This window comes from Candidatus Brocadia sinica JPN1, from assembly GCF_000949635.1.
GTDB lineage: Bacteria > Planctomycetota > Brocadiia > Brocadiales > Brocadiaceae > Brocadia > Brocadia sinica.
In genome coordinates this window covers 2,755,211-2,767,309 of sequence record NZ_BAFN01000001.1, presented here as the reverse complement: position 1 = coordinate 2,767,309, position 12,099 = coordinate 2,755,211, and the positions used below count along the sequence as shown (strand labels likewise).

The following is a 12,099-nucleotide window of genomic DNA, read 5'->3' as shown; positions in this document are numbered from 1 at the left end:
ATAGCGCCCCATGCCTTTCTTAAACATTTTTTACGAAAGGATAGTTATGGAAAACACGAAAAAATGTCCAGTTGGTTTGGATGGTTTTCAACATTATTGCCCGGATGATCCTGGGAATCATGAACCTTTATCAAAGATAAAGTCTTATCTTGAAAGAAAATTTGAGGGCAAAACGGAAGCTGATATTGCCGAGCAGCCTTGGAACAAGAAGCGCTGGGAAACACTCCAGTTTATTAGCGGTGGTTGCAAGGGTGAACGTCCTAAAACCCAATTAGCTGAAGCACAGACACCAAGCAAGGCCGAAGCTCCAACGATCACAGCAACACAGCAAGAGGCGATGAACGCCCTTGCAAAGTTAAAGTCGGGGATCCCATTCACCCGGAGCTATCCACAAACCGAGATCAGGGAACCGGAACCACAGAAACCGACCATGAGTTTTGAGGAAGAAATTCTGCATAGCTGGCAAAATGATTCAGCATTGCAAAGAGAATTCACGTCATTCAATAGTTATGCTTCCTTCATGAAGGCGCAAAGGGAAGGTCGGGCAAAGATTCATCGGGGGTCAGTCGCAAGATAAAACCGGGAGACCTCCATGGCTGCCCGTTCTCCCGGTCACTGTTTCATAGCGGGCAGCCATTACTTCACATGAAAAAGGAAGCGTGTTGTAAGTTGTTGCGGGGCAAAGGTTAAGGTACTTCCAGAAGCGTTTTTGTGCGGGGGGCAGAGCACCGCAGAATTTGCGTAGTGTCAGAAAAAATTTCGGGGGTTGTTATAAACATGGGAAAATTAACATCAAATGAAGTTTGTAAGGCTTTTTCGATCAGCAAAACCACTCTTACCAATTGGATAAACCGGGGGTGTCCGCATGAGCAAACCGCAAAAGGTAAGCTTTTTGTTTTGGCCGAGGTTATCAAGTGGCATCAGGAGAAATTTTTAAAAACTGAGAGCAGCGACACGGAAGGCCTTACGAAAGCAAGAGCGATGAAAGAGCACTTCCGGGCATTGTTGGCTGAACTGGAATTTAAGGAAAAAAATGGTGAGCTTGTACCGGCGAAGGACGTCAAAGATGCGGCCTTTTTAAAGGCAAGGCAGATCAGGGATGGTTTGCTAATCATTCCAAATCGGATATCTGACCTTTTAGCCGGCGAAATCAACGCAGCGGGTAGGATTGATAAAACCAGGGTGCATGAAATTTTGGGCAAAGAATTACGCCAGGCGTTGGAAAATTTATCAAACAATCTTAATCGACCGGAGGGTGTAAATGGCAAAAAAAATTGACCTGAGCGAGCTATCGGAAAAAATGGGAGTCAGCAGATACTTAATTGAGGACTGGATTCAGTTGGGTTTACCATATGAGAGAACTAGCCGGGGTTATAGATTTAATTTCGACCAAGTGGTCGAATGGCATGATTCTCATGTCAAACGAATAATTGGAACGGAGGGTAAAAACGATGACCAAAGAACAATATGAGACAGAAATGAATTTGTGGTTAAAGTATTTTCACGCATTGATGAAATTCCGAATGTTGTTGAGACAGGCACATGACCTGAAAAAACAGATTGAAGAGCGGGAGGGCGGAGAATGTATTACTACCAGGATATAGTTTTGTGGATTGCAGCCTTTGAGCTTTTGCGGATTATATCAGAATTTTTGGTTTAACAAGGATTCTTTAATTTTTATCGGAGACACAAAAATGACACCAGCAATAGCAATAAAACTCGAATGCCGTTGGTGCATGGGTAGCGTAAGAAGCTTTTCATGCGACAGCCAGATTTGCAAATTGAACAACCAGTCTTTAACACCATTGAGGCGTATCAAAGCCCATTGTCTTGACTGTGTAGAAACCAAGCAAGAAATTAAAAAATGCACAGGGAAACTACTTTTTGAAGACCGTCTTTGTTATTTGCATCCGTACAGACTTGGACGTAATCCTAAAATAAAGGCGGGCGTAACTTCACACTTGGAACGGTTTAAATTTTCTAAAAGGCATGCCACAATCGTATAGTTTCGCCTTCTAAAAACGTTTCAGGATGTCTTCAACGTAGTCTAGGTCAATGAAGGTAATCAAAACGCTAAATTCTACTTATTTTTGATATTTTTCAGGGGTAATATGGAACAGTTAATTGAACAGGCAAAGAAATTGATTGCAAAAAGGTGGGATGAGGGGCGCAAATGGTTGGAAACTTCACTGGATAGTTACGGTGATAAGTCTTACCGGGTATCGTTATTTGTCCTGGAGGGTTCACCGGCGAAAGGATACATCATCGCAAATTATGGAATGGGACGGGTCACCGCTTTTGGTTGTGACGGCACAAGGCTGAAAACTTATCGTTTGTAGGATAGATAGTGAATCGGTCGAACTTAAACTTATAAACATTGCAGGAAAACAATGAAACGGTACGCAAATATTAAAGAAGTTTCTGAATATACGTCTTTGCCCGTTAAAACGCTTTACGAATGGGCAAGCTTAGGGCGTATTCCTTCCATTAAACTTGGGAGGCGTGTCCTGTTTGATCTGAATGATATTGATAATTTCATGGCGTCTTTAAAGCGTGATACTGGCCATGATAAAAAAATCATTAAAAAGGTTATTGCCGATGTATGCTAAAGCATATATAATTTTAGACACAGTCCAAAGGACACCTTCCGGTCACGGGAAAGGGGGCGTGAATGTTTAAACGTGACGGGATATGGTGGGCGTGCATCCGGTATCGGGGCAAGAAGATTCAGCGGAGTCTTGAAACGGACAACAAGAATCTGGCCGTGTCTATTGAAGCCAGGCTACGAATCGAGTTGATTGAGGGCAAGTATTTTGACCGGCATGAGGGGGAGAATAAGACCTTTAGGGAAATGATGGAACGGTTTATGAAGGAACATGCGCCAAAGGTTTCCCGGAATATGCAAAAGAGTTATACAACATCTGCAAAACATCTTTTATCGTTCTTTGGTGATTCAAGATTGACAGCGATAACACCAAAAATAATAAACGAGTACAAGGTATCAAGGAAAACTCAGGGCAAGAAACCAGCAACAATAAACAAGGAACTGGCAATGCTTCAAAAAGCCTTCAGTCTGGCGGTAAAACAATGGGAATGGATTAAGGAAAATCCTTGTTTGAAGATACCAAAAGAGAGAGAAAACAATCAAAGAGACCGCTGGTTATCAGGAGATGAGGAAAAGAGGCTGCTTGAAAATTCTCCACAATGGCTTAGGGATATAATTATCTTTGACCTTCATACTGGATTACGACAAGACGAATTACTTTCGCTTACCTGGGACAGGGTTGACCTTTTTCGCAAGACAATAATTATCCAGGAGACCAAGAACGGTAAACCGAGGACAATTCCCTTAAACCAGATTGCCCTAAATATTTTAATGGAAAAGGCGAAGGTCAGGAACCTGAAAAGCGATTTTGTTTTTTCAAGTAATGCAATGACCAAGATCGACCGCAGAAACCTTATCAGGACGTTTGACATTGCCAGGGAAAAGGCTGGCATACAAAACTTTCATTTCCATGACTTAAGGCATACTTTCGCCACCCGGCTTGCGCAAAGAGGGATTGACCTTTATAAAATATCAAAGTTGTTGGGGCATTGTGACATTCACATGACACAGCGTTATGCACATCATTGCCCGGAGTCTTTAAGGGAAGGAATTGAGGTTCTGGAAAAAGTTGACTACAATTTGACTACAGTTGGGGGTAACAGAAATGTATCAACGGCTTGAAACCCTTGTAAAATAAAAGCCCGCGATCGGAGTCGAACCGACAACCTCATCATTACGAATGACGTGCTCCGCCAGTTGAGCTACGCGGGCTTAAGATACAGTATCATAAAACAAAAATATATTATACGAAATCTTTTTTATTTACAATAAATTATTTGGAACTGTTCACCCAACAATCCTGTGAATCTCCAATACCTGTTCAATCAAAAAAGGCAAATCGTTAAGAGACAATATGGTCGCGGCGTCTGAAAGTGCCGTTTCAGGAGTTTCATGTACCTCTAAAAACAAACCGTCACAGCCCGCAGCAACAGCTGCTCTGGCAAGCGGCGCAATCATCTTTCTTTCACCCCCGGAAACGGATCCCTGACCGCCTGGCAATTGGACACTGTGCGTAGCATCGTAGACCACAGGATAACCTAACGCCCGCATAATAACCAAAGACCGCATATCGCTAACCAGATTATTATAACCAAAGCTAGTCCCTCGTTCGGTCAATACAATCTGTTCATTCCCTGTACTTCGTATTTTTTCAACAACAGACTTCATGTCCCACGGAGCCAAAAACTGTCCCTTTTTCACATTAACCGGCTTCCCTGTCCTTGCCGCGGCAAGGATTAGATCTGTTTGACGGCAAAGGAAGGCTGGGATTTGTATAACATCAAGTGTTTCTGCTACGAATGAGACCTCTTCCGCAGCATGGACGTCAGAAAGTATCGGTAGATCAAGCCGGTTCTTAATATCAGCTAAAATCTTTATACCTTCCTTCGTGCCAGGCCCCCGGTATGAATTAATGGATGTTCGGTTCGCCTTATCATACGAAGCCTTAAAGATAAAGGGTATCTTTTTTGCCTGGAAAATATTTTTTAATTTTTCTGCCAATTTCAGGCAACTTTCATGGCTCTCAATGACGCACGGGCCTGCAATGAAGACCAAGGGTTGCCCCCGGCCTATTGAAAAATTTCTGACATTTATCATCTTAATCATTTTACAATAGAAAAAATACCAGGAAATGCAATTACGATAAATATAAATAACAATTTTACAGGTGTCAACAGAATATAAATAGAACGATAACCAAAAAGGGGTTGCTACCTCTTCATTCTGCGTGTAAAATAGCCTTTTAGATTTTCAGATATTTGTTTTTTCGTATTTAATTCCTAGTAAAAATAAGAGGGTGGCAAATGAAAAGCAAGATACTGGTATGTGTTTTTGCATTATGCTGTATATCTTTGACCGCATTTGGACAATTTTTTGACTACGAAGCTCCTTTAATAAGACTAAAAACCGGCTTACCTACCGTCTTTGCTGTAGAAGGTGTCCGGGAAATATCAGGCGGAGAGGAGGAATCCGTATTAAATGTCAGCATAAGCGTAAAGAAAGGGAGAATTGAGTCTGTGAGCAGGGACGCAGGGTGCTGGGTCGTTACGGTAAGGACCGGCAGTAAAGAGGCTTCAACATATTTAATAAAAGATAGCGTTTTCAAGATCGTGGGAGAAGAATCAAAAAAGGTTATTGTTAATGCCATACACTGGAAGGATGGGAACTAAAAACGTATGAAAGTATATTTTATCGGTGCAGGGCCGGGCGACCCAGAATTAATAACGATCAAGGGAATGAAGGCCATACAACGTTCAGGATACTGTATTTATGCGGGGTCTCTGGTGAATACCGAATTACTGAAGTCTCTTCCACCCCACGCGAAGATATACGACTCCTCCAATCTGAGTCTGGAAGAAATGGCGGTTATCTACAAGGAAGCATTGGAGAAAAATATGGATGTTGCAAGGATACACTCGGGAGACCCTTCCATTTATGGTGCAATACAAGAACAGATGCATGTCCTTAATGAGCTTGAAATTGCCTATGAAATTATTCCTGGTGTCAGTTCCTTTGCGGCTGCAGCAGCAGTTCTGAGACAAGAACTAACACTTCCGGGAGTTACACAAACCATTGTAATTACCCGCATGGAAGGAAAAACCCCCATGCCCGCGAAGGAACATCTGAGCGTCCTCGCTGCGGCTACCCCTACCCTGTGTATTTTCCTGAGTATTGATAAGATAGAAGACATCGTAAAGATACTCCTGCCCCACTATGGCAATGACTGCCCGGTAGCTGTTGTCTATAAAGCAACATGGCCTGACCAAAAAATCGTTTGCACAACACTATCAGACATCACCGAAAAGGTCCGGCAGGAAGCAATCAAGAAGTCGGCACTCATTATTGTAGGGTGGATGTTAAGAAAAAATTCTGAAAGGTCTGTATTATATAGTCAAGGGAGGAAATAATATATTATCCTGGGGTTTGTTGGCTTCCATTTCACAAGAAAGGTAACATCACTTTTGTCCCTCCCTTGCATGGTATTTTCTTTTTTACGCCTGATCCGTTATACAATCTGAAATATTATAAACCACGCTTCTTCATGTCTATCAGCCTCTCCAATTCTGCCGTCCAGTCTTTAGCAATACTATTCCAATCGTAGAGTAATTCACTGCGATTGCGAGCACCCAGACTTAACTTTTGCCACACACCATCATCGTTCATAAGAGCAACTACTGTTTCGATAAAACGACGTCCAAATTCAGCGGTACGTGGATCCCCAGGAATAAGGCACCCACTTACCCCATCGTGTACTGTTTCGGATAAAGCTGCCGGAGTACTCGCAACAACTGGCGTTCCAGATGCCTGGGCTTCAATGGCGGCAATGCAAGATGTTTCTGGCCAAGTACTGGGATAAACCATCAGACGGGCGAGGGCCATCTCTGCAGCCAAGCCTGATTTTGGCAAGCTTCCGTGCAAGTACACTCCTGCCTGTTGTGTTTTCTGGAACATGAGATCATCCAATTTGTCTCCCGGCAGCTGATAAGAATAAATATGCAATTCAGCATCCGGAACTCTCTGCCGGATGTGCGGAAACAGTTCCAACAACACGCCGAGACCGCGGTCCGGACGGCTGAGATAAATAAGGCGATGACGAATCCTTTTTTCACCAGGCTTAAACATTGTTAAATCCACGCCATTGCGTGTTATAAAAAAACGTTCAATAGGCATACCAAAATAACGTGACCATTCATCCCTCTGCCAACGACTAATGGCAAAGATACGGTCCATCTGCATGCGGGCTGGTGCTTCGCCTTTCAAAAAAGGGACATTAACAGCATCGTGTATCCAGAGAATGCGTACCTGTGACTGCATTGACAACTTGAACGGACGTAAAGAACGCGACGAAATAATTACTGGCAACGTATACTGATTACGATAGATATGAAAGTCGACGAGATCATCATAACGTACGCCATCATATTCCCCGGGTTGATCACAATTACAAAAAACACGAACCCGATTCCCACTTGCAGCCAAAGAACGAGCTATATAGATAAGGGCACTTTCACTTCCCCCAAGCCCTTTTTCATCTATTGTCCTCCCGTGAAACTGGTGACCGCCGGTATAAAAAACAATGTCTGCCTCGTCAGTCATCGCAAATTGACCCATTGCAGATGATGCTATCCGTATCCCCTCGTAAGCAGGAGCAAATTCTACATCGCGGGCAATTGCATCGCGGAATGCATAATATGCTTCAGAATAGCGTTGAGCCTGCAGATACAAGCTACCCAGGTAATAGTGCGGATTAGCAAACGCTGGATCAGCATCGATACTCCGGTGTAACAAAGTCAATGCATCTTCCCGCTGTCCCAGTTGATCGAGAACTACAGCAGTGTTAAAAAGTGCCTGGGAATCTTCAGGATAAACAGTTAGAATCTTTTCAAAAAGTGCCAGAGCCTGATGCAACATGCCTTGTCTGGCAAATTCAATTCCCTGTCGCAGGTATTTTTCAGCGAACACCTTTTGTTCCATAAAATGTTTGAGTACCTAATAAAACAATTTTACCATTTTTCAGTAAAAATAATTCAGTATCGACCCTTGTGTAAGGGCGGGGTAACCCCTCCCCTACTACATTTCGCATGAAAGCAACATAAATGCACACTACCTGTTCCGTCTCGTTCTGGTTGTAAATTGCAAATTTATCTGCTATTCATGAGGATGACACAATGAAAGGCCATGACGGGCGCCTTCCAGTAATGGATTCAGAGACAGGGCTCGTTTGAACATCTCGCTGGCCCCTGCCAGATCTCCACGCAGGAAACGACAGTTCCCAAGCAATAGGCAAGGTAAGGCAACGGCAGGGCCAAGATTCATAGAGCGGACGAAGTCATGTTCTGCATTTACGAAATCGCCCGCTGCACATCTACAACTGCCGAGTTCCAAATAGATTTGAGCAAGGTTTAATTCGACGTTTGAAAACACACCTGTTTCACCTTTTGCTATCCTTAATGCTTTCTCGAGATGAAAAATAGCCTTTTTGTACCGTCCTTTTTCGATAGCTAGTGTTGCAAGCATATAATCAGGTAGTGGATTCGCAGGATCAAAAGTGGCAACCATCTGTGCATGATGTGCAGCACTTGTCTTGTCCCCTGATTCAAGATACAGTTTGGCTAGGTTTAAGTGAGTCTGACCTAAGAGTTCGCGTTTGATGCAGCCATCATCCTTGTTAAGTGCATAATGAAATGAATGAATCGCTGCATACCGTCGCCCAAGCTCCCGGTAGGTCATCCCCAGGTTAAAGTACAAAAATGGGTCATCCTGATTCCTATCCAATTCAGTTAATAGGTAGCGGAGGTTTCGCTCTGCACGACGCTGTTTTTTTTCTTCACTGGCAGCATACGCCCAATGATGAATTACAATGTCAGTGCATAACACCTTGCCACCTAGCCGCTCTATGGAAGGGAGAATCTGCTCGTGTATTTTACCCTCAAACCGTATGGCAGGATGACGGCGAAAGAGACGACAATATTCGCTATAAAAGGCGTTAGCAATGTTGCCGGATTGCTGGGGAATGCACTGGCGTACGGTGACCGCTGTGATATCTTTACGTGTAGTTACCTGCCGAATCTTAGCTGCATTTATGGCATCGACGGTCTCATCAGCATCAATATAAAGTATCCAATCACCTTTGGCATGGCAAAGTGATTCATTGCGTGCAGTGGAAAAGTCATCTATCCAGGCAAAGTGATACACCTGTGCGCCATGTCTGCAGGCTATCTCCACGGTATCATCATCCGAACCTGTATCCACAACAATAATTTCATCCACAAATGAACGGATACTTTCGATACAGTGGGACAGAAACAGGGCTTCGTTTTTGACAATAAGGCAGGCAGAAAGCTGTGTCATGTGATTCCTGTTTTCAAATATTACGATGAAAGAAAGATGCCGTTTCAACCGAGTAAAACGGTCATCACAGGAATACTTATAGTGTCTATATTACCTTAGTTTATTCTGTAGTCAGCCGTCACTCGAGCCAAAATAGATATTTATACGTTATATCAATTATCCATAGATTGAGCTGAACATTCTTTATTTAAAGAGACTCAGGATGGCTTGAGGTCCTGTATTTGCCTGGGCAAGCATTGCACTAGCCGTCTGCTGTAATATCTGCAACTTCGTAGCCTCTAACTGCTCATATGCCATATCGGCATCCTCAATTCTGCTCCTTGCTGCCTCAGTATTTGTCTTTGCCACCGTTAAGCTTGTTTCCTGATAGGTAAGTCTGTTCACAACAGACCCAATATAGCTCAATGCCTCTGATACATCAGCGACAGCGCTATCTATTCTACCCATTAACGCCTGAGCAGATGCAGATGAGCCTAATAATGAACCTGCAAGGGTGTTACCACTGAGCCGTGTGCCACCACTAGAATCAAGCCTCATCTGGGTAGCCTTAAAACCGGTATTTCCACTCTCTAAGCTGACATTTCCAGTTTTCAGCAGATTAAACTGCAGCAAATCATTGGTGGTGCTGTTTCCCGCCCCGATTTGGAACCTGAACAGAACATTGCCGGCAGTGGCATTGCTCGAACCGGTACCGCTGAATATTGCTTTGGAGTTCCATGTGGCCTGTGTAACTTCAAGGCTAACTTGTGTTGCCAATGCAGCGAGTTCTGCTTTGATTGCCGTACGCTCTGACGTACCAAGCGAGTCATCAGCTGCCTGGGTCGCCTTTGTCTTCATCTGTGTCAGGATATCTACTATATTGTTCAAATGGCCTTCTGCAACAGATAACAGGTTTTTGGCCGATCCAATGTTGTTTAACGCCTGGCCAAGACCTTGTGCGCGAACATTAAATTTTTTTGCAATCGAGTAACCGGCAGCATCGTCCGCAGCAGTATTGATCCTTTTGCCCGTCGCCAGGCGTAATTGAGCTACGGACATTCGATTCGTAATATCATTCAACGATTTCAGAGCGTTTAAAGCACCAATATTAGTGTTTATTCTTGTACTCATACCGAAAACCTCCTTGCTATTGATTTATTTAAATAAATTATCTACTATAAGAAATAACATGGACGTCTGTTGTTATTCCTGAATATCACACCCTACGAATTCGGTTACGTTACTATTCCAGGTTTCAACAGACTCTTCATAGTTACTAACGTGCATAAAATCAATAAACTTCTTTAATATATCTTTGTCGAAGCTGCCATCCATTTCTTTAACCATAACCTGTAACACCTGGAATGCAGGGTTCACACTATTTTCTGTCGTTTTCGATATGCTCGTTTCAAACTCGTCCAGTATACGTGCTATGCGGCTATAATAATGTATCTCTTCCCCTCTTAAACCTTCTGGATATCCCTTCCCGTTATATTGCTCGTGATGTTGCTTAGCGATCAGACAGGCTTCCCTGGTTAAATTCCCACTGTTCGACAAGAAAATAAAACCCAAATCTGCGTGTTTTCGCAATAGTTCTCTTTCTTCCTTTGTTAACTTTTCAAAATCATTTTTTATTATATAAGGATCCATCCTGATTTTACCAATATCGTGAAGGAGCAAACCTGTACCCAAAACCAAAAGATCATTGGCAGAAATACCCAGATAATATCCAAACAGTAAACCAATTACAGTTATATTTACAGAATGGTTAAAGACATTTCCATCATTTATCATTACATTCCTGAGATGTGAATAAACCTCCCTGTCCCGCAGTATGAAATCCAGTACGACTGTCACCCAATCCCTGGCCCTCTCTATGTTAACAAAGATATTGGAACCCCTCGTAACATCTGCCAACAAGTTTATTGCAACGTCATAAACGACCCGAATTCTCTCGTGAATCGCAGACATTTCATCATGAACAATTTGCTCAAGATTTGATTCCATATATCGCAGATATTGTACGTTGCCATTTTTTGCAACATAGATTTTACGAATATTCTTTTTAATAAAAGATTCTTTCCGTTCGTCATCAAACAGTGTATTACCCTTACAATACAACAGATATTTAATCTCATTATTTACTACAGTTTGTAAATACAGGTCGGATTCCGCAAAAGCCCCCGTTTTTATACTTCTCCATGTCACAGGCAAATATGTATTATTTTTATCATGATAAGTCGATGCAAGTTGATCTAATTTATTAGAATTTTTTATTTTCGCGTACAAATCTGAATCTTTTATGGCAATCGAGGTATATGCCGCAATGGTTTCTAAAAATCGCACATCATAATCAGTATAATTTTCTCCCAACTTTTTATTCGCCACGCCGATCACCCCTATAACCCGGCCTTGTACCTTTACAGGCACACAAAGCATTGTCTTCCCATGATACCATATAGCTTGCTGTTTATTAAAACGCTCATCTTTTTCGATATCGTTGATAATTATCGATTCCCCGGATTTTACAACCTGACCAATTGCACCATCATTCGCTTTGAATGTTGTGCCGTTTGCCACACTGCTCGACAGGCCCATTGAAGCCAGCAATTGCGCTTCATCTCCAGTAATTAATACTACAATCCCTGACAAACTACCAGTCCCGCAAACGGTAAGATTATTAACAAGTGGAAATAGCCTCTCCATATCAAGCACGGAAATGAGCGCATGTCCAATTTCTCTCAGGTTTAGCTCTTTATGACTATAGCAGAAATCATTCGACAGTATATCTGAACTCCGGGGATGATGAAGCATATGATATAGTTTGGAAAGACATTTAATATCATGCAATGTGTCGTTCACTGTTTGCATATCTTTCAGAACCGACGTGTCGACTGTGCTTGTTGTCATATTGCCATCCTCATAATGATACCTAAATTAATTATTTAGTTTCTGATACTTAGCTCAAGCAATGTATGTGCCAAACAATTTTAAAAACAATTGCCAGACAAATCCAACGTTAACTATTTATGTAATAGGAAGTTATAATTATATAAAATTACATATGAAGGTATGGTGAAAGGTTACATTATTAAACAACCATCATAAGGTATGTAAATTTTTCCGATACCTGGAGAAAAAATATACCACGTTTTTAGCAGCAT

The 12,099-nt window shown here is 42.3% G+C and carries 14 protein-coding genes and 1 tRNA gene; 9 read left to right on the top strand and 6 right to left on the bottom strand.

All coding sequences use genetic code 11. The features are described from left to right. Positions 1-46: 46 nt before the first annotated feature. The 7 genes from BROSI_RS12595 (at position 47) to BROSI_RS12570 (ending at position 3,727) form a co-directional block, all read left to right on the top strand. Entirely contained in the window at positions 47-577 is a 531-nt protein-coding gene (locus tag BROSI_RS12595; RefSeq protein WP_052564168.1) for a hypothetical protein, read from the top strand. Between the two features lie 200 nt (positions 578-777). Further along, entirely contained in the window at positions 778-1,278 is a 501-nt protein-coding gene (locus BROSI_RS12590) for a hypothetical protein (RefSeq protein WP_157842519.1), read from the top strand. A 173-nt stretch (positions 1,279-1,451) separates the two neighbouring features. Then, complete coding sequence (locus BROSI_RS19930; protein ID WP_157842518.1) at positions 1,452-1,604, top strand: hypothetical protein; 153 nt, start codon at positions 1,452-1,454, stop codon at positions 1,602-1,604. A 90-nt stretch (positions 1,605-1,694) separates the two neighbouring features. Continuing rightward, positions 1,695-2,006, top strand: coding sequence for a hypothetical protein (locus BROSI_RS19925; protein WP_157842517.1), 312 nt, complete (start codon positions 1,695-1,697; stop codon positions 2,004-2,006). Between the two features lie 105 nt (positions 2,007-2,111). Continuing rightward, entirely contained in the window at positions 2,112-2,339 is a 228-nt protein-coding gene (locus BROSI_RS12580) for a hypothetical protein (RefSeq protein ID WP_052564162.1), read from the top strand. Positions 2,340-2,390: 51 nt separating this feature from the next. Then, positions 2,391-2,609 carry a helix-turn-helix transcriptional regulator gene (locus BROSI_RS12575; protein WP_052564160.1) on the top strand — a complete coding sequence of 73 codons (219 nt, stop codon included), beginning with the start codon at positions 2,391-2,393 and terminating at the stop codon, positions 2,607-2,609. Positions 2,610-2,671: 62 nt separating this feature from the next. Beyond that, positions 2,672-3,727: a tyrosine-type recombinase/integrase gene (locus tag BROSI_RS12570; RefSeq protein ID WP_052564158.1), complete on the top strand. Its 1,056-nt coding sequence runs from the start codon at positions 2,672-2,674 to the stop codon at positions 3,725-3,727. 17 nt (positions 3,728-3,744) lie between these two features. Here the strand turns inward: BROSI_RS12570 and BROSI_RS12565 are convergent. Both BROSI_RS12565 and kdsA read right to left on the bottom strand, forming a co-directional pair. Further along, positions 3,745-3,817 (bottom strand) — tRNA-Thr (locus BROSI_RS12565). A gap of 75 nt (positions 3,818-3,892) precedes the next feature. Next, entirely contained in the window at positions 3,893-4,711 is an 819-nt protein-coding gene (kdsA, locus tag BROSI_RS12560; protein ID WP_052564155.1) for a 3-deoxy-8-phosphooctulonate synthase, read from the bottom strand. Positions 4,712-4,908: 197 nt separating this feature from the next. Here kdsA and BROSI_RS12555 point away from each other — a divergent pair, with 197 nt between their 5' ends. Further along, positions 4,909-5,274, top strand: a complete 366-nt coding sequence (locus BROSI_RS12555) for a hypothetical protein (RefSeq protein ID WP_052564152.1) — start codon at positions 4,909-4,911, stop codon at positions 5,272-5,274. A gap of 6 nt (positions 5,275-5,280) precedes the next feature. Further along, on the top strand, positions 5,281-6,012 hold the full coding sequence (gene cobM / locus BROSI_RS12550) for a precorrin-4 C(11)-methyltransferase (RefSeq protein ID WP_052564149.1): 732 nt from the start codon (positions 5,281-5,283) through the stop codon (positions 6,010-6,012). A gap of 115 nt (positions 6,013-6,127) precedes the next feature. Here the strand turns inward: cobM and BROSI_RS12545 are convergent, their stop codons facing one another. From BROSI_RS12545 to BROSI_RS12530, 4 genes are all read right to left on the bottom strand, one after another. After that, on the bottom strand, positions 6,128-7,579 hold the full coding sequence (locus tag BROSI_RS12545; protein WP_052564147.1) for a glycosyltransferase: 1,452 nt from the start codon (positions 7,577-7,579) through the stop codon (positions 6,128-6,130). A 174-nt stretch (positions 7,580-7,753) separates the two neighbouring features. Beyond that, complete coding sequence (locus BROSI_RS12540; protein ID WP_052564144.1) at positions 7,754-8,956, bottom strand: tetratricopeptide repeat-containing glycosyltransferase family 2 protein; 1,203 nt, start codon at positions 8,954-8,956, stop codon at positions 7,754-7,756. 183 nt (positions 8,957-9,139) lie between these two features. After that, a complete protein-coding gene (locus BROSI_RS12535) occupies positions 9,140-10,066 on the bottom strand; it encodes a flagellin (RefSeq protein ID WP_052564141.1) in 927 nt (308 codons plus the stop codon). A gap of 72 nt (positions 10,067-10,138) precedes the next feature. After that, positions 10,139-11,845, bottom strand: a complete 1,707-nt coding sequence (locus tag BROSI_RS12530; RefSeq protein WP_052564139.1) for an HD family phosphohydrolase — start codon at positions 11,843-11,845, stop codon at positions 10,139-10,141. Positions 11,846-12,099: the final 254 nt, after the last annotated feature.